Origin of the sequence: Parachlamydia acanthamoebae (genome assembly GCF_000875975.1) — a bacterium.
Taxonomy (GTDB): Bacteria; Chlamydiota; Chlamydiia; order Chlamydiales; family Parachlamydiaceae; genus Parachlamydia; species Parachlamydia acanthamoebae.
This window is the reverse complement of record NZ_BAWW01000007.1, coordinates 1-23977: the sequence shown is the minus strand read 5'-3', so window position 1 is coordinate 23977 and position 23977 is coordinate 1. Positions and strand designations below refer to the sequence as shown.

The following is a 23977-nucleotide window of genomic DNA, read 5'->3' as shown; positions in this document are numbered from 1 at the left end:
ATATGAAAAAAGAAAAATCTCAATTGGCAGTGAAAGACTTTTACATTGGCCAAAAAGATCTTGTGATTATGTCAGGACCGTGTGTCATCGAAAGTGAAGAGCATACACTTAAAGCTGCAGAAACACTTCAAAAAATCTTTGAACCTTTTAAATCAGTCAAACTCATCTTTAAATCGAGCTATGATAAAGCAAATAGAACCTCTGTACATTCTTTTCGTGGACCTGGATTAGAAGAGGGGTTGCGTATTCTTCAAAAAGTTCGCGAACAAACGGGATTGGCTGTTGTCACAGACATTCACTCTGCTGAAGAAGCTATTGCAGCAAGTCAGGTGTGCGAAATTATCCAAATTCCTGCTTTTTTATGCAGACAGACAGATCTGATTATTGCTGCAGGAAAGACTGGGGCAATAGTCAATGTGAAGAAAGGGCAATTTATGGCTCCTTGGGATATGAAGAATGTGGTAGAAAAAATCCATTCAACTGGCAACCATCAGGTGATTCTAACGGATAGAGGTGCGTCTTTTGGATACAATAATCTAGTTAGCGATATGCGTGCCATTCCGATCATGCAACAATTTGGTGTACCTGTTTGCTTTGATGCGACGCACTCTGTCCAGTTGCCTGGAGGACAGGGAAGTGTATCGGGAGGACAGCGTGAATTTATCCCTGTTTTAGCTAAGGCGGCAGTGGCGGCTGGGGTAGATTGTCTATTTATAGAATCACATCCAGACCCTAAGCATGCTAAAAGCGACGCAGCAACAGTTATGGATTTTAAAGAATTGCCGAAACTACTTAGATTACTGGAATCTCTGTATCAACTCATGCGACAGGATTTAGATGAGTAAGCGCCCCTTTTCTTTCTTAAAAGCTTCTCGATTGCTATTTACTCTTTTTTTTGTGATGTTTGTTTTGCTGATGGCTTATTTGGTTATTCCTGATCCAGAAGCAGAAGCTTTTTATCACAATTTGACAGGATCGCAAAAAAATGTGAGTAAGAATGATTATCATCTTCAGCAGCAACGTAAAGGCGTCGTGAAAGAAATTCTCTTTAATGAAGGCGCTGAACTGCGTAAACTTCGTTTAGAATGTCAGGATGCAGAGATTTTATTTATCGAAAAAGATGGAAAAGGTGAAATCCAGGAAAGAATGTATGATGTGATTGGTCGAATGCAAGAAAAATTGTATTACGTCTTGCCAGACGGTCGTCTAGCCTTTGGCATTCCTAATCATTTTTTTCAAATGGAAGAATTGGAAGTCCATGGGCAAAAGATCCCCTTTAAAGACTCTGGGGCGGTGCCAATGCAAACAATCAATTATTTTGAAGCTGATTCTGCCGTTTATACTTTTCGTCATGAAAAGTTTATGGCAGATCAAGTGCAAGTCTTTCGGTACACACTCCCTTCCCATATTTTAATGCAGCCCCTATCCGAAGCTTCTCCAAGCATGACCGCCTTTGCTGCTAAAGTGGAATTTTCATTAAAAAATAAAAAGCTTAACTTAGATGCAAGCCAATTTAAAGGGCGACTTGAGTTACCTGAGAGGGATCTGTAATGCGTTTTCTCAAAGGAAAAATTGGACTTATTTTTTTAATGATAAGCGGATCTCTAGCAGCTACAGATACTCTCATCGTAGAATCGGAAACCGCCTCTTGTTATGGTAAGGAAATTTTCTTGAAGGGGAATGCAATTGTTGAGCATTCCTTGGGGCGCATCTCCGCGCAACAAATTGATTTAATACAAGATCAAAAATTGTATGCATTAAACATGCATGAGAATGTTCATATCCACTTAAAAGGTGGGGGACAACTCGAATGTGGAGATGCAGAGATTCTATGCGAGCAATTGACTGGGGTTTTTAAAGCAACGGATAGTCAACCTGAAGTTATCTATACAGAAAAGACAGCTCAAGACATATACTTAACTGTTAAAAGCCGCAAAATGACAGTTGAGTTAACGCGTGAAAATGAGGATTTGAAATTTGACAAAATTCAAGCTCAAGAGCAGGTTTCAGTTAATTACAATGACGTTTTTACTGCATTTGGAGAGCTCTTAATCTACGATCGGCCCCTCCAATTCAAGTCAAAAAAAATGCAAGGAAATCTTTCTCTTCAAGGGGTAACAACTGAGCAGGAATGTCGTCTTCTGACTGCAGAAGGAGATTTTATCAGGTCACAGCACGTGACCATTGATATGCAAAAAAAATGCTCACTTTTTACAAAACCCCAAGGTGAATTGAAAACAATCGCTAAAGGAATTGTTGTTTTTTCTGCGGATTTTATGCATTGGGATGACTCTCAGCATCTACTCATTCTTGATGGGGATGTTAAAATCAATCAGCAGGGAATTGGACATATGACAACGGATCATAAGGTCATGCTCCAACGTGCTTATTTTGATGGAAAGTGGCAAATTCGCACAATTCGAGTTCCTGGCAAATGTCTGTTGATTCATGAAGATAGCGAGAAGAATGCGTTTCCCCACACGTTGATGTGCTATGGGGATCTGGAAATCGATCGTCTTGCATTCAAAACATTTCTTAAAAGTCCCACAGATAGCAAAGGAAATGTTTTGCGTGAAAATCAAATCCATTACGTAGATTCTATTGGTGAAATCTACGCGGATTCAATCACTATTTCTTATACGCAAAAACAAGCAACAGTCGTTCCTTCTCTAATTGTTTTTGAGGGAAATGTGTATATTTGCAATCAATGTGGGGATGGGAACGCGGCTAACCTTTTAAAGGAATATGTTTTAGCCGATAAAGTGGAATATCATCCTCAAACGAAAGAAATGTACCTTTCAGCTAATCATGGAAGGCGAGTTCTTTTCTATGATAAAATTGACAATTTGCAAGTAAGCGCTCCTTCGCTTAAAATCAAGCGTGATAACATGCGCAAGAGGGACACCGTGCAAGGGTATGGGGACGTTCGTTTTAGTTTTATCGAGCATGAATTTGATAAATTAAAAAGCCGGTTTTTACTGGATAAAAAATAATGGTGAATCAATGACAACGCCCTGTTTACAAGTTAAAAAATTAGTGAAGTCTTACGGTGGAAGAACCGTTGTCAATGGTTTGTCATTTGAAGTCAACCAGGGGGAAGTTGTGGGATTGCTCGGACCTAATGGAGCCGGTAAAACCACAGCTTTTTACATGACAGTTGGTTTAATTCGACCGGATAAGGGAGAAGTTATCTTTCAAGGGCAGGATGTCACTCGTCAACCCATGCATTTGCGTGCCAGGATGGGGATGGGATATCTAGCGCAAGAACCCTCTGTATTCCGTTATTTAACCGTTGAAGAAAACATTTTGAGTATTCTGGAAGGACTAGAGCTAAGTCGAGCAGATCAAAAACTCAGATTAGAACAACTTCTTGCTGAATTACATCTTGAGCATTTAGCGAAGAAGAAAGCCATTGCTCTTTCAGGGGGCGAGCGTAGACGTCTAGAAATTACGCGTGCTCTCGTTACAAATCCAACCTTTTTGATGCTGGATGAGCCTTTTGCAAACATCGATCCCATTTCTGTAGATGAAGTCAAAGAAATGATTTCCCATCTTTCAAATAAAAATATCAGCATTTTAATCACAGATCACAATGCACGGGAGATTTTCTCTATTGTGGATCGCAGTTACCTTGTTTTTGAAGGTAAAGTCATGCTTTCTGGAACAGTTGATGAGCTCGTGCAAAATCCAGAGGCTCGCAAAGGATATTTTGGTGAGCAGTTTAAACTGTAAATTTCAAAACTTTATTTTTTTGACACATCGAAAGTTCATTTGTTAACTTTGCTTTAAAGTTTTTATTTGAATTTTAGGATATTGTTTTCAATCATTAGATCTACTTTATTACCGTAAAAATAAATCCACACCTAGAACTTCTAATTTGTGCTAATATGTACATAAATTTCTGTAAAAATAATCGAGTGTATAACATAATCGGTTTTTAAAAATTTCAAACAGAGAGTTTATATGCCATCTTTAATTGCTATTAATTCGGATGAATTTCATGAAAATTTAACAGGGATTAAAGCGATTAGTGAGAAAGATGATTTTTATTTGACGACTAAGCTGACTGGAAGTAAAAAATTAAATGGAAAAATTTTAAATTGGTTTAAGAATTTTATTAATTCCATCTTTAAAGCTCATATTGCACAAACAACTCCTTTAAAAGTCGCAAATGTTGTGTATCTACTCGCTGAGAAAAATCAAGAATTTTTGACAAATCATGATAAAGAGATTTTAATTAATATTGTAAAAAGAATCGAGCTCAAAGGCCAAAAACATGTGAAAGGCAAAGAGCGTGATTTCGGTGCGATTATTCAAAAAATAAAATCATTAAACAATCTGAATATACCCCAGCCTGTTTTTGGTAACGATATTCCCGATCAAGCATCAGCTAAAGACATATTTAATGAAACTTGGGGGAAAATGCCTCAAGAAACATTTGAACATATTTTGCAGTATCTAGAAGATGATTCTCCAAATTTTTTAAAAATAAACCATCAGTGGCACCGTACGATAATCAATAATGAATGCTCAACCGTTAAAAGATTTGTTATTTCTTTGATTCATTTTTTGAACGAACAAGACTCTAAATCTCCCCTGAATCTATTCAAAGACAGCTTATTTTCAACTGATTTAGATCAAGTTAGTTTGCAAAATATATTCGATAAAAAAATAGAATTAGCTGAGCTAATCAAAACGATTCCGTTCGACTGCTTAAATGAACTGGATAGTTGCTTTGGAGGGATACTTAAAAAGACATTAGTCTTTAACGATTTTTTTATTATTGCATTACTTATGAATAAGCTTTACGAGTCGGATCTCAAGGAGAATGAAGATCTTTTTAAAGAAAGTTTGGAGAAAATTTCTCTCTGTTTCCGTGTCGGAAAAATTAGCAAGAAAGGTTCCCTTCAAATTATTAAAAAGCTGACGAATTCAAACTATCATACAAATTCTTCTGTTGAAGGGAATCATTCTTTAAAAGCCATAACTATTTTATTGGCTCAAAAAGGACTCATTAAAGAAGCCATTGAGGTCGGAAATATGGTTTCAGATGAGGCAATTGCATTAAGCATGTTTAAAGATGTTTTTCATGTTTTAGACGAGCAAAACCAGTTGGATCATGCCCTAGATTTTATAAAAGAATCTACATCAAATCTCTACGTAAATTATGAAACAAGTTTTGATGGTTTTTCCTCCGAAAAAGTAGCACATTCTGTAGAAGAAAATAAAAAGTTTTTTTCATCCATCCCAGAGCAGTGGCCTGATAATTACGAACTGGATGATGCCGTAAATACCCTTTTTACAAGGTTTGATTTGTATAGTCTTTTCGAAATTTATGCCGAAAAAAAAGATTGGGGCAAAGCTCGTGAACACATCGAAAAAATCGAAGAAGGATTTTTCAAAGATGCTGCGCGTATAGCCTTCACAAAAGTCTGTCTTGATTTCAGCCAAACAGACCTGGCTCTTATAATAGCGCTTGATATCTCCGAACTTTCAACCAAAAGAGATGCATCTTTGGAAACAATTGCATTTTCATTTGTAGCAGAGAATGAGATGGGCAAAGCAAGAAAAATGATAGATTTAGTAAAAGATATAAAAATACAAATATCAATTATTAATGAAATAAATTCTTTTTTATTTAGAAAAGGTAAATTTGAGGAGGCCTACAAATATATAAAAACAATTTCTTCTCCTGAGGTGTATGAAAAAATGCTCGCCTACATTATCGAAAAATTTCCGGAAGAGTATGGAAGGATAGTGCAAGCAGAACTAAATACGACTGAAGAAGTATGAATTTCCCTATAGATTTTTAAATTGTACAAAAGCAGCTCCTATTTTATTTTTTAATAAATACATCATCCGATTACTTTCCAAAAGCCTACTGCTTAGGCAGTTATATAAAAAAATATTGATATTAAATCATGTTTAATATATTATTTTTATATTCGCTCTCGACTCTTTCATTTCTTTTTATTCAAAAACACATTCTCTAGCTTTCTATAAAAAATATATTAAAAATGGAATAATTATGAACGTTAACGGTGGGGCCGGAAAAGTTTATAATCAGAAGCACTTTTCCTTGGAAAATGAAGAAAATGGATTAATGGAAACTTTAATTCCTTATGAAGTTCTTCAAATAATTATCTATAATTTAGATGATAAAAACTTTGTAAATTCTCGTTTAGTAAATAGACGATGGAACTCCGCATACAAAGATACTGGTAAAATTAAAATAAGAAAAAATCAAAATGCAACTCGGATTTTTCTTGGGCTATTCAAAAGTTCATCTGAACTGAGATCTATCTTCGGTCAGTATTTGGAAGAGCGTACTTTTATAAAAGAGAATTTTAAGCAGAATGCTAAAGATTTTGAAGTCCTTTTACCCCAATTAAATTGGGTAGATAAAAGAGATTTTAAAAGTTTTTCCAAGAACTTTTTGGAAAAGGCTGCAGAAACTGAAGCAAAAGTTGAGGGGCTTGTTAGCATTCTAGAAAATGAATTAGGCAAGCATAAAAATTTAGTAATCTTTCTTGAGAAATTTTTGGATCAAGTTGATAATTGCCAAGATTATTTAAAATTTTTGGAGTTAGAGGCTAAATTTAACAAACATCTGCAGTTAGCTTTTTACAGAAGCATAAAAATGCTTCATTTTAATGACTTAGATGATTTACTTAAATCTCTTGAAGAGACAGGCGAATCGAATAATTTTTATCATCTAAATCCTATTATTCAAACATTACATGACATTACAAACCCAGAAACGAGTGAAAAAGAGCTAAATATATTAGTCAAAAAATTAATGCAAGACGAGCAAATCGATCCATCCATCACGATTGATATTACCCTCAAAATTATTATGAAAACGAAGTATTCGGCTTTGCGAGAGTGGGGTGAATACATTGCTATAAATAAATTAAATGTGGGCGATGTTGAGAAAATCGTACGGATTGTTAATAACATCCCTACTTCAGGTTTTCGAAGTTTAATGATTGAAAGCATTTTTGACGCATATATGAAGCAAAGAGATTTGCAAAGAGCGGTTTTATTGGCTAACATGAAGCCAATCGAAACATCTTCAAACGCCATTCTTACCATTTTAGATGAAGGAAGGAAGGTAAAAGACTTCACTGTGATTCTAAAATTAATGGAATCCATACAGGATGAAAACATCAAAAAGAAAGTGATAAATGGTCTTGCTAATCAATTGGTCAGCCGAAGTCGAATTGATGAAATTTCAGCTCTTGTGAAAATTGCAAAGGGAATGGAGCCTCAGGAAGATGAGCTAATCTCTTATGTAGATAGTTTACTGTCTTCTATTGCATTGCAATTTGCTGAGATTGAAAATTTTTCTCAAGCACGTGCATTTGCAAAAAAAATCCAATCGAAAAAGTTAAAAAAGACTATTCTAGCTAAGGTAAATCTGAAAAGTCCCCCAGGAAGAATTAAGTCTGTTTTGGCACATTTAGCAGGTAAATAATCGAGAGAGGAAGTGTTTGGCTACGGCCAAACACTTTTCTTTTGTTGTGGGGTTTGCCAAGGTTATGCTATTCTATCTTTTCTTATCTATTTTAGTGTTAGTATGAATGAAATCATTGTATCCCTTCCCAATATTGCGGATGGGGAAGATAAAAGTTCCATTTTAGGAAATCGCATTCGCAAAAATTATCGCCATATTCGCAAATGGGCTAAGCGTACCAATACGGATTGCTTTCGCATTTATGATCGAGAAATTCCTCAATATCCTTTAACGATTGATTTTTATGATGGACGCTTTTGTGTGCACTATTTTTCGCGCACACGTGAAAAAGAAGAGCTTCCAGCTGAATTAGAGGTGGAAGTGGTCCAAGTTTTATCAAAGATTTTTGCAATCAATCCAGATAAGGTTTTTTGGAAAACGCGTGCTAAGCACAAGGAAACACGGCAGTATGAAAAAGAAGATGATTCCAGAGAATTTTTTAGCGTTTTAGAATATGGAGTCAAATTTCGTATCAACTTATTGGATTATTTAGATACCGGTCTTTTTCTCGATCACCGGGAAACGCGTCAGCTTGTGGCTGCGACAGCTAATGGGAAGCGTCTTCTTAACTTATTTGCTTACACATGCTCATTTAGTGTCCAGGCTGCCGCTGCAGGCGCAAGTTTTACGAAAAGCGTGGATATGTCAAATACTTACACGGCTTGGGGAGAAAAGAATTTTCTATTAAACAAATTTTCTCTTAAAAATAATCCAGTTGTACGTGCTGACTGCCTAAAATTTTTAGATCAGGAAATCCGATCAGGAGAGAAATATGACATCATTGTGATCGATCCTCCTACTATTTCCCGTTCAAAAAAAATGGATCAGCTCTTTGATGTACAAGTCGACTACATTTATTTGATCTCTAAGTCTCTAAAGCTTCTTTCTCCTGAAGGGGTGATTTATTTTAGCACGAATTCACGCAAATTCGTTTTTGATGAGTCGAATTTTGCTGGCTGTAAGATTTTTGAGATTTCTTCGAAGACATTGCCAATTGATTTTCATGATCCTAAAATTCATCGCTGCTGGAAAATTGTCAAGTCTGCTTAAGATGACAATTTATTTCTAAGATTACCGAAATAATCCAATCGTTTTTTCATCTCTCGCTCAAATCCTCTTTCTACGGGCTCATAAAAGCTTTGTCTTTCCATTTCTTCTGGAAAGTAGTTTTGACCAGAAAAACCATGCGGAGTGTCATGGTCATACATGTAACCTTGGCTGTAGCCGAGTTCTTTCATGACACGCGTTGGGGCATTTAAAATGGTGGCAGGAGGATTAAGGTGGGACGTTTGCTGAGCGATCTGTTTAGCATGCTTAAAGGCCATGTATGTTGCGTTACTTTTGGGGGCTAGGGCCAGATAAATGACAATCTGAGCGAGTGCTAATTCACCTTCTGGCGATCCCAGCATTTGATAGGCATCTCGTGCGGCAATTGTGAGAGGGAGGGCTTGTGGATCAGCTTGACCTACATCTTCAGAGGCGACTCGGATAAGTCGCCTAGCTAAATATAGCGGATCTTCCCCCCCATTTAGCATCCGCGCAAACCAATAGAGCGCTGCATCTGGATCAGACCCTCTGATTGCTTTATGAAGGGCAGAAATTAAATTGTAATGTTGATCAGAAGCTCGATCATAAACAGGGGAGCGGGCCTGCAAAATAGTTTGTAAGCGCTGTACATCAATAGGTTCTATGCTTTCCACATTTTCAATGTTTTCTAAGAGATTATAAAGATAGCGTCCATCTCCCTGAGAGAGTTGGATCAGGTAACGGCGTGCTTGGTCATCTAAATTTAACTTTTTTACACGTGTTTCATAGCGTTGTAAGAGTTGTTCCAAAGCAATATCATCGAGGGGATTAAGTTTTAGGACACGTGTGCGAGAAAGAAGGGCATCATTTAGATAAAAGGAAGGATTTTCGACAGTTGCTCCAATTAAGACGATTGATCCTTTTTCAAGAAAGGGGAGGAAGGCATCTTGCTGGGCTTTATTAAAACGGTGAATTTCATCCACAAAAAGCAGTGTGCCTTTAAATAAAGGACGTTCTTCCGCTTCTTTGACCACTTTTTTTAAGTCGGCCACGCCGCTAAAAATGGCGCTTAGCGACTGGAATGGAATATTAAAAGCTTGGGCATATAAACGGGCGATTGATGTTTTTCCTGTACCAGCAGGACCCCATAAGATGATTGAAAGAGGCTTTCCTTGCTTGATTGTGCGGGTAATGAAACCATCTGGACCTAAAAGATGAGGCTGCCCCACAATCTCTGTAAATGAAGAAGGACGTAAACGTTCAGATAGCGGGGGCAGCATTGTCTCTCATCTTTGAAGTTGTTGAAGAAGCTCTAATAAACTAGGTTGACGTTGTTGTTCTTGCACACTTGAATTGCGAAATAGCTCTTTTAGATTTTTTCCTTCGGTCACATTTGGACCTGGAGGATGTTCTTTTAAGTAGGCTTTAATTTGTTCAATGCGAAGATCCGGGTCAGGGTGCGTTTGAAATATAGCGGGTGTTTGGCTTTTGCCACCAGCTTTCTTTAAAATTTCCATCACTTCAATCATTGCTCTAGGATCATAGCCAGTCTCTTCCATTAATTTTAACCCCCATTGGTCAGCTTCAGATTCATCATGCCTGCTGTAACGCAGCTGAATCATTTGGTTGACTAAAGAGGCTAGCATTGTAGCATTGTAGCCCCCACCTTGCCCTTGTGAGTCACTAGCAGCTGTCCCAACAGCTAGAATGAAAAATTGCCCCAGTTGACTCTTTGACATTTGCTGGGCGGCATGTCTTTCGATGACATGTCCCATTTCGTGGCTCAAAACTCCGGCAAGTTGCGCCTCTGTTTGGAGCTCTTTAAGTAGTCCCCATGTGATAAAAATTTGTCCACCAGGTAAAGCAAAAGCGTTCACTGTATCTGCGTCAGCCAATAGATGAAATTCAAATTTCCAAGGACTTTTTTTGGCTTGGGTATGATTGACAATCCAATTACCCATTTTTTGGACCTCTTGCGTTCTTGGGTCACTTACTGGAAGTTCGCCACCCATTTCTCGGGCCATCTCAGGAGCAGATTCAAGCCCCAAGCTCACTTCCTGCGCAGGAGTAATAGAAACATGCTGCTTTTCGCCAGTCACTGGATTTTCTTGACTTTGGCTCATGAACATAAACAAGCCAAAAAGGATAATTAAGCCTGCAACGATGAGTCTGCTACCAATTCCTCGTTGCTGAGGGGATTGCATATTTGGATCAAATGACATGATTCTTCTCCTTCATCATTTATTCAAGAACCATCTAAAATTCATTTTTTTATAAAATCTCCCGCCCCTTCTTTAGATAAAAACTCTAACTGCACAGTGGAGACAATCCCGTCTTTATTTAACAAAAACGAAACCTTGGAGGGGAGCTCTCCACTAAAAGGGTCTTCTAAAGTAAAAATATCTCGGTCCCAATGGGAGAGAGTGAAAGTTTGCGTTATTTTGCCTAATGAAAGAACCAAATTTTTATTTTCTATTTTTACAAGAAGCTCGCCATAGATAGGATTGATATAAGTTCCTGTATATAAATGCAGGGGAAGAGGAGGCGAAATATTTTGAGGAGCTTCTGTTTTAGGTTCAGCTTTTTGAGATTGCTCTAAAAAGTGTTGACTCCAATTTTTGTCTGGCTTGCCAAAGTACTGGTCAAAAAATTGCAAGGCAAGGGCTAAAGCTAAACGGGTGTTTCTGACATTGGTTAAAATCACGATGCCTAATTTTTCTTCTGGAATGAAGGCGGCGACATTGTAAACTCCCAAAGTGGATCCGTCATGTAGAATGACAGGATAGGGGGTATTTTCTATATGGAGCCAGCCTTGTGCATAAAACATGTTATGTTCTTCTAATTCCCCTGCATAAATGCCAGGACGTCTTAAAAAACGCATGTTCTTTTTGGAGACAAGCTCCACACCTTCAAATTGCCCCTGATTGGCTTGTAAAATTAACCATTTCGACATGTCACTAACCGTGGAATTGATCCCTCCAGCAGGTCCCAGAGTATAATTCCAGTTAAGAAAAGGAAAATCTTCTTTCACTATTTCGGTGGACCCATTTTTTAAACGCATCAGCCATTCTGCTCGATTGGGCGAAGCTAAGTATTCATGTAGTGAAGCGTTTGAATTTTTCATGTTTAACGGAACAAAGATTTCTCTGTGCAGAAGAATCGGGAAGGTTGCAGATAGCTTATTTTCCAAGATTTTGGAAGCGACTAAGAAAAAGCTATTTTGGTAGGCATAATCAGCACGAAAACTAGTGAGGGGTTTGATATAGGCGAGGTGGTGAAAAATTTCATCTGCAGAAAATCCTAGAGTCGCTTGATAATCACCTGCATAAGGAGGCAATCCACTTCGTTGTGCGCACAAGTCATTGACCTGAAATTCTGCTGTGACCCATGGATCGTACAAGTGAAAAGAGGGCAAGTGATGGATCACTTTATCTTCCCATTTTAATAAATCACGATCATTCGCAATCGCGAGCAATGTAGAAGTAAATGCCTTGCTTAAGGAACCGATTTGGAAAAGTGTATTTTGGTCCACTGGTTGAGTATTTTTGATTCCTCGTTGACCAAATCCCTTTTCTAAAACCACATCTTGATCTTTTACAATCGCAATGGCCATACCGGGAATTTTCCAAAGGACCCTCTGTTCTTCAGCATACTTCTCAAAGTTTTTGAGAAGAGCAACCATTTTTTCATCAGCGGGAGATGCGGCAGATAAAGAAAAGAAAGCCGAAACAAGAATCGATCCAAATAAAATAAATCGGTGAAGCATTGCTCTTCCTAGTAAGGTTTCTATTATGCTGTACAAGTATCAAAAACATTTTTTTTATTCAAGCAAAGTAAAAATAAAACGATAATATTTTATTTCATTGATAAAATATTTGTTTGATATAATAGATTTAAAACCATAAGGAGTTGAGATTATGGATATTAATAGCCAGTTACCTAGTAATCATTCCAATCCTTCCATCCCTTTTAATCAGCCTTCACAAAGTGTGGAATTTGATCGATTGATGGCGCAATCTCAATCTAATAACCTCCCTTTTTTAACAGGCATATTAAGTTTAGAAAATTTGAAAAAAATTGAGCTTGGTGAAACCGATCATGTTGAAATTCGGATGACGCATGATTTACTTGAATTCGTTGAAGCTATTAAAAATAATACGGCTGTGATGATTCAAACTTCTCATGCAAATACACCTGTATTTAAATTTTCTAAAGAAATTAACCGATTAATCCATGACCAGCATGTGCATGAATTTACAGTTTCCCTAGGAGATCAAACGAAAGGATATCATAGCAATGCTGTTCAAACAGAAAAATATGTTTTAGAAGATATGAGGGCACTGGATGCTCACTTTTTAGAAGAATTAACGTTATTTTTTCAAGGGAACCATCAAAATTCACAAGACAGCTATAAAGAGCAGCAAAAGTCTATTGCAAGCGATTATCAAAAATCTCAGCAGCGGCTAGGCAAAATGCGGGAACGCGCTCTATTAAATCAGGAGAAAGAAGAAGACCACCCAAAAATGGAAATGGAAAAAGAGAAAGTTCCATTACCAGAAAAAGCGGTTGGTGAAGGCACCTTATTTGATCAAATCGTTGATAAACAAGAACGCGCAAGTATCGAAGCGCAAGAACAAAAAGAACAAACAGCAGAAGTGGAATTAAAAAAAACAGCCAAAGCAAAAAACCTTCAGATTGATGGGGATAACATTTCTATGGCCAAAAGAGAAGGCAGCTAAAAAATTAAAGCTTGCTGTGTCAGGGGGGTCTTGTTAAACTGATTTTTTTTAAGGAGACCCCTCTATGAATGAAATGCCTTTCCCCATCTATCCCAGCCTTTCTCACATCGTTTCCGATTTTAGAGGCGTTTTGTTAGACGCATATGGTGTTTTTTGGGGCGGCAATTCCACCGGTCTTATTCCTGGTGCTAAAGAAGCGATGGAGCATTTAGTTGCCAGTGGAAAAGTGGTGGGTGTTTTATCAAATTCTACGCAACTCGCTTCAAAGGAAATAAAGAAATTGGAGGGACATGGAATTCTTGAAGGTAAACACTTTCACTTTCTTGTGACTTCAGGAGAAATTACTCGAGAAATTTTTTTAAATGAAGCCTTGCCCTTTCAGACCAACTATAAAAAATTTTGGGTATTTGGGGGCATTCATCCTCACTTCTCTTCACATGAATTGATTTTTCAAGGAACAGCTTATAGGGAAACATCTGATCTTGACGAAGCAGATTTTATTTATACTGGTATTCCACACATTGAAGGAGAGGATCAGGAAGATCCTGAAATTTTCCGGCAGAAAATTCAAGAAGTGATCAAGAAAAAATTGACGTTAATCTGTTCGAATCCCGATCGATTTGCTCATGAAGGCAATCCTCCCAAGCCAGTTGTCAGACAAGGTAGCATTGCTGCGATCTATGAAGAGTTGGGAGGATCAGTCTTCTATATTGGTAAGCCTTATCCAACAGCTTATGCGAAAGCAATAGATTGTTTTGCGCAAAATAAGATCCACGACCTTTCAGAAATTTTAATGGTAGGAGATACCCCTGAAACCGATATTCGAGGGGCTCGTCAATGTGGCATTCCTTCTGCGTTAATTCTTCAAACCGGAATGATGAGAGATCGCATTGCATCGCAGGGGTTGGAAAATGCTATAAAAAATCTTTCTGATCATCCAAATTTCTTTATTGGCCGATTAGGCGATATTTGAAAAAGCATAATCATTCATTTTTGCGAGCATAGTAAAATTTAAAAATAATCTTTATTTGTAATTCCTAGTTGCTTGATGAGATTCTAAGCAGTCATTATACAAGTTTTAAAAGCATATTCAATTTCATCAACTGTTGCACCTTAAAATGTAATGACTGTTTTTAACCCCTCCGCGGAAAATATGGGCTTAGTTATCATAAATGACATTACTTATTATAGCTTGTTGATAAAACCCAAAATTTAGCTTTATTAGGATAATCAATAAATTTTGGGAGAACATGAGAAAGCAATACTCAAGCGATTTAACTGATTCTGAATGGCAGAAATAAAGCGCTTATTTGAAATGGATTATGCAAAAAGTAGTAGACCTTTTGTACACTCTAAAAGAGAACTTTTAAACGCTATCTTATATATTTTAAGAACCGGTTGTGCTTGGCGTGATTTCCCTGATTGAAAAGCTGCGCAGTTTCAGCGCTGAAAATCTACGGGAGTTTTTGAGGAACTTAATACAATTTTAAGAAAGAAGCTGCGCATATTGGTCTAAAAAAGGGAAGAGAAAAATAATTTTAGTCGATCGAAGAGCGACTTAACCTACAAGTCCCATTTTCATATGAGATTACTTATATTTTGCGTAGAATGCTGCTGCATCTTGGAGCTCTTTTAAAGCAGTTTCATGATAGCACTTTTCCAACCAAAAATCACGTTCACGTTTTCGAGATTCTCTCATCTCTGGAGAATTGAACGGATCCGGAGAATCGACTTTGAATTTTTCGGCCCGCAGTAATGGCACGCGTGTTTCATATATAGCTTTGTCTAGTCTGGCTATTTCTTCAGTCAATTTTGCTTCAATACGCGTGTGTTCAGCATTAAAAAAACGTGTAAGTTCATCGAAATCGAGTTCAACAGAATCTTGAATGCTTATTCTTATTTTCTGCAAGCGGTTAACATTTCCGAATGCTTTATATATAGGTAGAAAAGGGCCGAGTGCGCATGCGGTAAGGATTCCTTTAAAAGTTAAAGGAGTCTTTGCGTGGTACATATTGTAGCCTGTAAGACACGCATAAGCTACACCAGCACTCACCGTGATTCCCGCCACAGGTGGGGCGATTATGGCTCCAGCAACTAATCCAAAAACTCCTACGGCTATAATCGTAATCCCTAGAGCTGTTCGAAATATGGCAAAAATTTTATCTTTCACCTCATTATCTTTAGTCTTATGCCATTTTTTCGTCACTTTAGCTAACTCGTTAGCACGATCTCTTAAAGGGGAATGTCGAAGTGCTTCAGGTGCATTGGAGAATTTTTTGAAGATAGATGCTGAACCAGGTGAGTACTCGGGAATTTTATCAATGGGTACTAAATGATTCTCATTTAAAACCATTTTAGTATAATCTTGTTTACTTTTGAATGATATGGACATGGCGATCTATCTTTATTAGATAAGTAAGGTACCAATTATAACATTCATAAAGAAAAGTTTCTATGTAAATGTTTACCTCCCTTCTTCTCCGGGAGGTAGATTGATTGGGGGGCAATTAAGCATATCATGGAGGTTGTTAGATAAACAGCGGAGAAAAAAATCCGAGCAGTCTTGTCATAGTGGCTATTCCTTGATATTGCTTCAATTGGCAAAAAAATTCTCAATTAGATGCCTCGCTTTATAATGATGCTTATCATATTTCATCGGTTCTTTAGCATTCCTCCTTGATAGAATGACGATGCCCTTTCCCGCTTTCTTCAAATGAATAATCACTTTCTCCTTAGTCCTAAATACTTTATCAGCTATCACAATCTTCGCTTGCATTTCAAAAAGTAATAAATCTGCTCACTCTAGATTCGGGGCTTGTCCTAGATTTAAAGCAAAACTGATCAGAGCATATCGCTTCATAAACAACTCCTTGGAATCGTTTAGTTTATTCGATAGCTATATGATTTAGTCAATCATTTAATTGACGACAAGCCTTAATCTTTTAAGCTTTTATTTAAAATTTTCATTTTTCTTAACATTCGGAAGATAGCACTATTGCTTTTGATTATAAATTTTTTGTTAAATTGAATAACGGATTGTTGATATTCAATGGCGCGTTCTTGTTCTAAAAGAGAGATTAAAGATCCTTGGTTTTCTAAAGTTATGCCTCTGTCTTGCAGATAGTGTGTAGCTTCAGAACGATTCATCGCTACAACTTCTTTTAAAATAGTGTCATACATATCCTTTTCCCAATCATTCTCAAGAATTTCACTAAAAAAATGATCCTGTCTTCGATGCTCTAGAACAAGTTTTTCGGGTGTGATATCCAGGGGCATATCCTCTTCATCTTCGTAGACTTGCTTTAGAACAATGGCGTGTTTTTCCAATTCATGATAGATCTTTTCAGGAGAATCTCCTTTATGTCGCATGTTCTTAACCCAATCTAAAATGGGTTCATAAACATCTTTTTTCCATTCTTCAAGGGGAATATGCTTGTAATTGTTTAAGTAATGTTTTCGACGGTGCATCGCAATCGCTTCTTCAATCGTTTGATCAGGGGGCAATTGAATCACATCTTCTTCAGCAAGCTTCTTTCTTATTTCATCTCTTGAATTCCCTGAGGCTTCTAAAAGTTTGATTTTTCGTTTTAGCCGATCATATTTTTGCTTATGAAAATTTGAAGGGACATTGTCTTTAAACCAATCCAGAACATAATTTCTCAATTGCGGATTTTGCAAACACTCTAAAAGATGATTCTTCACATTTTCGAAAATTTCCATAGGGGTATATTCATACCGGAATTTTTGTAGGATCTCCTTAGCATCCATTTCAATACCTGCATAGGGATCTGGAACAGAAAATGTGTCAGCAAAAGGTAAATTTAAAGTTTTTCCGACAAGAAACATGAGATGATTGTAGCGATGCGTTTCATAGATCATGCCAGGAATACTTTTAATCCAATTTTCTATAATTCCATGTCTATGATCTTGTAACTGATTGCAGATCAAATTTTCAAGGGTATAAAGGCCCTTGAAAGAAGATGTGCAATAAAGTTCATACATTCTTTTGGCTTCTGCAATTTTACCTCCACAGAACAGACCCATGACAGAGATGTCGAGGAGAACGCTTGTTTTAGAATCGACATCTAATTGTGGAAGAAGGTGACCTAAATGCTTAAGAATATTTTCAAAATCATCATAATGTTTTTGATGGGCAGAATCCTCCTGTGGAACTCCTGCGAAGTTCTTAGGTCTTTCTTGCATCCTCTTGATGAGTCCCCTGATGCCTCCATTTCCATCCTGCTGTAAGCCTAAGTGGAGGATTGTCGGTGTTGTTGGAGACCCATCGCTCGTGAGCTTTGTTGGATCTCGATATCCTGGCAGAGAAGGATCGGTAAAATTGATTTCTAAAAATAGTTTTTCGAGTAGCTGTAGATCAAAATCCGGGGCCGTAGGGATTTTTTTGTGTTCTGAAAGTGTTTTTGTAAAATGGCAAGGATTTACAAAGTACTCCATGTTTTTTAAATCTGCTAAAGCATATTGCTGATTCGATAGCTCTTGATGGAGGGATTGAAGTCTCTCTTTACCCCACAGTGCACGGATTTCCCTTTCAAAAAAGCGTAGCAATTGTCGATCTTGAAGAAGAAGAGGAATTTCTAATGGGTTTCCTGAAAACTGAGCATTTTTGAAAATACGGGAGACATGCGTTTTAAGTACTTTTTTAAATTCGAGTTCGCTTTCAATTTCTTCCAGATTCACAACATCTGTTTTTAGTAAGCTTATCAAATGCTTTTTAATGAGGAGAAAATAAACATTGTGAAAAAAACACTCTGATGTGTTCAGGATTTCATGTACTTCTCCAATGCTTAATCCATTTTGAATAGCTCCAACAAGCAATTTGTGGTCTCTGAATTCGATTATGAGGGCTAAAAATGTAGTGAGAGTAAATTCAGAGTGGTTGAATGATTCTAGAGGAATCCCTGCTTGAATAATTGTGTGAAGCATTTTCAGATCAAGATGTGTATTCTTACATAAATAGAGTAGAGGTGATCTTTTTTTAGCATCTTTTAGATGGAGGTTTGCATGGGGCAGAAGTTTTTGAATAATCTCAAAACGGGCAAATTGGCATGCCAATAAAAAAGGGGTGACTCCATTTTCATCTTCTTGATTGATCAGTTGGATTCCTTCATTTTCAATCAGGCTTTTTATCGCACTTACTGTGATTTCTTGATTTCGGCATGCAAGATGGAGAGGTGTTTGTCCGTTATGATCCAATAGGTCTCTGCGGGCCTTATGCTTAACTAAAGTTGCAATGAACTGTGGATGAACAGCACAGGCAATGTGTAGAGCTGTTTGATTTTTGTCATTTCTTTCATCCAGAGACCTTTTGTATTCGATCAGTTGCTGAATGAGCAAATTAAAAGTGTCCAGCTTCATTTCTTTATTTTTGCAAGCTTCGTGAAGAGATATGGCTTTCGCACCATTCAAAATCAAAATTTTGACTAGATGAGGGTTATGTGCAGCTGCAATTTTTAGCGGTGAATCTCCATTAGAAGTCTCTTGATTGACGTACTCGTATATCATTAAGTGGGTAAGTTTGGCGGTTAACTGTTCGAAATTTTTAGGGGAAGCTCGAGAATTAAGGCACAGAAAATGAAGGGGACTCATTTGATCGAGATTAAGGGCTTCGACGTCATATTCTAATTCCAAAAAACTTTTTACAAGAGGGGTGTTATATAAGCAGGCGATGTGAAGAAGGGTATTGTTTCCATGGAATTTGAGTTGTCCAAATTTTTTAAGGTCTTCTTTTGATAGAAATTTGTATAGGCGTTTGGAGGTGGTATCTGCATGCATAATCAGATATTCTAAACATGAACGGTGAGATTTATCCTGTTGCATAATATCAGCGCCATTTTCGACAAAGAATTTAAGCGTTTTCGGATGGCACCCATTGGCTATACAATAATGCAGAGGAGTCAACCCTTTCTGATTAATTTGAGAAATTTGTAAAGGCGATTTTGCGACAATTTTTTCCAAAATTCTTAATGAAACAGTTGAATGGTTGCTTACTAGGTGTAAAAGCGAATCACCTTTTTTGTCTTCGACAGTTAAATCGGCTCCTAAATCAATGAGAGCGGCTATGAGTCGTTCATTTAGAAGTGTTGTGGAACATGCAATTTGAATCGCTACGCAGCCATCTGTATCTTTTTGATCGATATAGTTTTTTCTATGTTCCACATTGTCGATTAGGAGAAGGAGGATTTCGACCGATGCCTGAGGATGCTCGCAAATGAAATGCAAAGTGTTTTTTTTGTTTTTATCTAAAGCTCCGACATCTGCATTTTTTTTAATTAAAGTTTCGATGAGATCTATTTTTAGATCATTGGCTAAACAGACCTGGTGAAGGGCTGTTTCTCCTCTTTGATTAGGAAGGTTGATGAATCGATGGGGCCTTGAATTTTGTGTAAGAATAGAGTGAATGATTGTGGGGGTAACGAAAGGATTTTGACAGGCCAGATGAAGGGTAGAGTTTGAATCAGCGTCCAAATCATCCACTCGACTTCCCTCACTAATGAGGAGATTAAAAATAGCGTGTTCTAGTTTTCCATAGAGGCAAAAATAATGAAGAGCGGTTCGCTTGTGTCTATCACGCATGTTTACAAATGGAGCTATTTCGTTTTGACGAAAAGCAGTCTCAAATAAATGATTGAGACATGTAATTGTGATAAAAGGATTTATGCAAGCAATGTGAAGAGGTGTTTGTTGATTCATGTCCCCTAAACGAACATCACTATGAGATTCAAGTAAGAGTTGAATCGCTTCTTCATGTAGATTATGTGCATTTAAAAGAATATGCAGGGCGGTTTGCCCAATTTCATTTTGCTGATTCACGTAATCATTGGAATTTTGTAATAAGGCAGCACTGATTAAATGTCTCAAAATTTCAGGATTTACAGTTTCATGCATACAGGCGAGATGAAGAGGTGTATTGTTTTCCATATTAGGGAGCAAAATATTTGCGTTGTAATCGGTTAAAAGTTCTATGATGATGGGATTCCCTCCATTTTGTACATGCATGGCTAAAGCCGTTTCGCCAAATTCATTCTGTAAGTCGATGAAGTCTTTAACATCTTCATCTGACGCCATCATGTCGATGACAGCCTGTAATGTCTTGGGGGTCACATCTGGATTGGTGCAAATTGTGTGAAGGATCGATGTGATCGTCTCTCCTTCCTGAAAATAAAGAGATGCGTTGAGTTGGTACAAGATTTTGATGATTGCTGGATTAATCGGGCGACACGTACATGCAACTTGAATAACTGTTAAGCGATCGTTGTTTAATAGATGGATGTCTTCTTCTAAAGAGCAGTCTTTGATCAAATCGACTAGTAATTCAGGCGTTAAGCTTGTATTTTGGCATAGATGGTGAAGCACACATCCATCATTTGTCCGCGCACCAAGCTTGATTAAAAGCTTAATAAGTTCTCCATTCAAAGGGTATACAAGGCAAGCCTTTTCAATTGCATTTGTTCCGTCTTCTCCTAGTAAGCTCACATATTCACCAGCCTCTAATTCATGCATTCCTGCTTCCACGATCAGTTGTAAGGTCTCCGGAAGCATTTGAGAATTTTGGCAGGCTAAGTGAAGTGGTAGAAGATCTGCATGTTCGACAGTTGCCCCATAATCGAATAAGAGCTGTACGATTTCGGGATTATGGGAAATTTTTACATAGGCTGCTAGAGGTGTTTCTCCTAAAGAATTTTTTAGGTTTAATGCATGGGTTAAATCACTAGATGGATGTATTTCTTCTAAAAAAACTTTTAAAAGTTCCGGAGTTAGGCTGGGATTTGAGCATAAGGCATGCAGAATGGATGTGTTGTTCCAGATGATATCTGCTCGATAATGGATCAAAGTTTGAATGACGGCAGATTGAGGTGGTTTGCAAGCACAAGCGATTTGAGTTGCAGTTAGACCTTCATCATTCGTTAGATTGACATCCAATTCATGTTCGATCACTTTTTGCAAGAGATCGGGTGTGAGACTGGTATTTTTGCATAGGTGATGCAAAACGGAGCCATTACGTGGCTTTGCTCCAAGTTTGACTAAGGTGATGATGGTGTCTGAATTTAAAGGATTGACCTTACACGCCCTTTCGATGGCCGTTTCTCCATCGGATGCCGCTTGGTTGATATAGTCTTGAATTGCCATTCCATTTCGCGCTACCTCGATGAATTTTTGTAAAACTAAAGAGATTATGCTGGGATTTTCACAAATGCGCTGAAAAAAGGGCATGTTGTGCGAATCAATTCTTGTTCCACAATCGATTAACATTTCGATTATTTGTTGACCTACTTTGGATTCACAAGCAATTTCCAGAGCAGTTTTTCCTTCTGCTCTCAGATTGAGGAAAGCTTGTAGATCTTTACCTTCTTCTTTGAGAGCTTGGATGATTCTTCGGATCGAGTCTTCAGAAACATTTTGGTGAAGGCACAGGATATGTAAAAGAGAGCCATATTTAGAATGAATAAAGGTCGCATTGGCCCCCTGAGAAATTAAGTAATCAATCACGTTTGCATCATGGTTTGCTAAGCATGCCTCAAAAATAGCGGGTGTATTGGAGCCTATTTTTTTTTGATTGAGGTAGACTTTTAAATCTCCCTGCTCTGCAGCTGCTTCTGCTAAGATTTCTATCGATGCTAAAGAGGCTCTTGGATTGGCACAAGCAACATAAAGTGGGGATTGGTTTGTTTGATCGACAATAAATACGCTTGCGTTCTTCAGAAGGAGAATTGCAATTGCGCTGAGGCGGACATTGTTGGCCGAACAAACGTGGTGCAATAACGTTTGTCCCTGAGAATCTTGGTAATTGATATAGGAGGTGTCCAAATATTGGAAGAGGGATTGAATGGTTTGTGCAGAGAATGAGGGATTTGAGCAAGCATAAGTAATTGGAAGGCGTTTTGACGAGTCAAATGCATGAAAATCGCATCCTTCACTCAGCAGTAATTCGAGGATGGAAGGATGTATTTTGCTTTGGCATGCGCGATGAAGAGCGTTCTCTTTAAACTTATTAAGATAATTAATGAAATTTTTCTTATTTTGAACCTTTTCGAGGATCGCTTCAACAACTTCTGGTTTTGCGGAAGAGTTATTGCATAAATGATGTAGAATAGTATTTGCTTCACTGTCTCTTACTTCTACATCGGCTCCCAATTTGATCAATATGTTTATTAATGGGAGATTGAGCGGCTGTGTGTTGCATGCGTGGATTAAAGGCGTGAAGCCTCTAGAATCTTTTTGGTTGATATCGGCACCGGCCTCAATTAGCTTTACTAAGTGATCTTCTGTGCAAAAGTTTTGTAAGCAAAGGAGATGAATAGGAAGCAGCCCCTCTTTGTTTTTGATAAAAGGACTCGCTTTTTTTTGAAGTAAGACCGCAATAAGTGCAGGATTTGACTGACAGGCATAATGCAAACCCGTCATTCCATTCCGATCGAAAAAATTAATGAAATTTTTGTTGGGACATTCTTTTTCTAATTCTTTTATTAAGCTTGCTAATGTTTTGGGAAGCGTTTTCGGGTGGCCGCAAGCCAAAATATAATGATAAAAATTTGCTTCCGCTTTGTTTTCTAAAAGAGTGGGAATAAGAGCCGGATTATTTTTGCAGGCGAATAATAAAGGCGTTTGATTAATGCCTTGTATGAGTCCATTTGAATAGTTGACATTTCCTTGCCGCGAGATAAAATGTTTGATTAGATCCGGATTGCTAGAAGGATTAGAGCAGAGAAAAATCAGCGATTTATCGACAAGGAATGGATCATTAAATAAATCATTTTTTGATAGTTCGTGGATAGTTTCAGCTGTGGCATACAGAAGAATCTCTGTAATTTCGTCATATTTTAGCGATAGATATGATAGAGAATTTTCAAATTGCGCAGGGATGATTTTTTTTAAATTAACCAAACTTTCAACTTTGGGAATTAGTTTTTGTTGTTTAGCAAAATTTAAAAATAAATGTGCTATTTTTTGATCTATTTCTACTATTTCAGATTGCTTGATACAGGACATAACTCGTTGAAATGTGTGTATTTCGTCTGTATGTATTAATAAGTCTTTAGCAATTTTTTTTAAGATTTTAGGAGAGTCGGTTATTTCTTTAATAATTATTTCATCTGAGTTTTGTTTAACCCAATGACAAGAATAGGGAGGATTTTTGCCAATCGGAGAAGTCATTTGCATATCCTATAATAAGCGGGGTCAAAATTGGTCTTATAGATATATTTTTAATTATAGGAATGGATGGATTAGATATCAAATGCTGAAACTATTTTTTAAAAAATGTAATTAATGATTTGATTAAAATATGAATTAAATGAGATTTAAATAGAGTGTGCTTTGCCTAGATTATGGGCAAGCCAAAACTCTATCGACTGTGAATTTAACAAAAGCTAGGGAATTAAATTTTATATGGTAATAATACGTGTTAAAGAATGGAGTTCTCCATTATAAAAAACTACATGGTAATTATTGTAGTAGTTTCTATTGTTATCTATTTGTTTTATGATCTTTTTTTGAATCTGTCGGACTCGCGAATTATCAATGAAGTACATGAGGAATCCCATACCAGGAACTATTTCAATAAATCCTCTTCCGATATTTTTCAGAGATATTGTCAAATGTTGTGTTTTGAGCATCTAATAGCGCATCCAATTTTTTAAAAATTAAGCTGTGTATTTCACGTTAAAGACTTCTTCCC

General features: G+C 37.2%; 15 protein-coding genes. 10 read left to right on the top strand and 5 right to left on the bottom strand.

The genetic code is table 11. The features are described 5' to 3' along the window. Positions 1-44 precede the first annotated feature (44 nt). From kdsA to AOM43_RS03545, 7 genes are all read left to right on the top strand, one after another. Entirely contained in the window at positions 45-845 is an 801-nt protein-coding gene (kdsA, locus tag AOM43_RS03575) for a 3-deoxy-8-phosphooctulonate synthase (protein ID WP_408633523.1), read from the top strand. Beyond that, entirely contained in the window at positions 838-1551 is a 714-nt protein-coding gene (locus AOM43_RS03570; protein ID WP_006341592.1) for a hypothetical protein, read from the top strand. Before kdsA ends, AOM43_RS03570 begins: the two co-directional genes overlap by 8 nt. Further along, positions 1551-2993: a hypothetical protein gene (locus tag AOM43_RS03565; RefSeq protein WP_006341591.1), complete on the top strand. Its 1443-nt coding sequence runs from the start codon at positions 1551-1553 to the stop codon at positions 2991-2993. Before AOM43_RS03570 ends, AOM43_RS03565 begins: the two co-directional genes overlap by 1 nt. 10 nt (positions 2994-3003) lie before the next feature. Then, on the top strand, positions 3004-3732 hold the full coding sequence (gene lptB, locus AOM43_RS03560; protein WP_006341590.1) for an LPS export ABC transporter ATP-binding protein: 729 nt from the start codon (positions 3004-3006) through the stop codon (positions 3730-3732). A 477-nt stretch (positions 3733-4209) separates the two neighbouring features. After that, entirely contained in the window at positions 4210-5793 is a 1584-nt protein-coding gene (locus AOM43_RS03555; RefSeq protein WP_226987381.1) for a hypothetical protein, read from the top strand. Between the two features lie 286 nt (positions 5794-6079). After that, on the top strand, positions 6080-7477 hold the full coding sequence (locus tag AOM43_RS03550) for an F-box protein (protein ID WP_226987380.1): 1398 nt from the start codon (positions 6080-6082) through the stop codon (positions 7475-7477). Between the two features lie 102 nt (positions 7478-7579). After that, positions 7580-8566 (top strand): class I SAM-dependent methyltransferase, encoded by a 987-nt coding sequence (locus AOM43_RS03545; RefSeq protein WP_226987379.1) that lies wholly within the window; start codon positions 7580-7582, stop codon positions 8564-8566. On the opposite strand, the gene AOM43_RS03540 is transcribed toward AOM43_RS03545, so the two are convergent. From AOM43_RS03540 to AOM43_RS03530, 3 genes are read right to left on the bottom strand one after another with little or no spacing between them, the layout of a single operon-like run. Beyond that, entirely contained in the window at positions 8563-9822 is a 1260-nt protein-coding gene (locus AOM43_RS03540) for a replication-associated recombination protein A (RefSeq protein ID WP_059359084.1), read from the bottom strand. The genes AOM43_RS03545 and AOM43_RS03540 overlap by 4 nt on opposite strands. 6 nt (positions 9823-9828) lie before the next feature. Further along, positions 9829-10764: a M48 family metallopeptidase gene (locus AOM43_RS03535; RefSeq protein WP_006341585.1), complete on the bottom strand. Its 936-nt coding sequence runs from the start codon at positions 10762-10764 to the stop codon at positions 9829-9831. Positions 10765-10805: 41 nt separating this feature from the next. Beyond that, positions 10806-12308: a serine hydrolase gene (locus AOM43_RS03530; RefSeq protein WP_006341584.1), complete on the bottom strand. Its 1503-nt coding sequence runs from the start codon at positions 12306-12308 to the stop codon at positions 10806-10808. 151 nt (positions 12309-12459) lie between these two features. Between AOM43_RS03530 and AOM43_RS03525 the strand changes: the two genes are divergently transcribed. The 3 genes from AOM43_RS03525 to AOM43_RS14070 all read left to right on the top strand — a co-directional run bounded on the left by AOM43_RS03525 (position 12460) and on the right by AOM43_RS14070 (position 14707). Beyond that, positions 12460-13281, top strand: a complete 822-nt coding sequence (locus AOM43_RS03525) for a hypothetical protein (protein WP_059359082.1) — start codon at positions 12460-12462, stop codon at positions 13279-13281. 64 nt (positions 13282-13345) lie between these two features. Further along, complete coding sequence (locus AOM43_RS03520) at positions 13346-14254, top strand: TIGR01459 family HAD-type hydrolase (protein ID WP_006341582.1); 909 nt, start codon at positions 13346-13348, stop codon at positions 14252-14254. Between the two features lie 315 nt (positions 14255-14569). After that, positions 14570-14707 (top strand): transposase, encoded by a 138-nt coding sequence (locus tag AOM43_RS14070; RefSeq protein ID WP_079978233.1) that lies wholly within the window; start codon positions 14570-14572, stop codon positions 14705-14707. Between the two features lie 162 nt (positions 14708-14869). On the opposite strand, the gene AOM43_RS03515 is transcribed toward AOM43_RS14070, so the two are convergent. Both AOM43_RS03515 and AOM43_RS03505 read right to left on the bottom strand, forming a co-directional pair. Next, positions 14870-15673 (bottom strand): hypothetical protein, encoded by an 804-nt coding sequence (locus AOM43_RS03515; RefSeq protein ID WP_226987378.1) that lies wholly within the window; start codon positions 15671-15673, stop codon positions 14870-14872. A 542-nt stretch (positions 15674-16215) separates the two neighbouring features. After that, positions 16216-23454, bottom strand: a complete 7239-nt coding sequence (locus AOM43_RS03505) for an ankyrin repeat domain-containing protein (protein WP_226987377.1) — start codon at positions 23452-23454, stop codon at positions 16216-16218. Between the last annotated feature and the right edge of the window lie 523 nt (positions 23455-23977).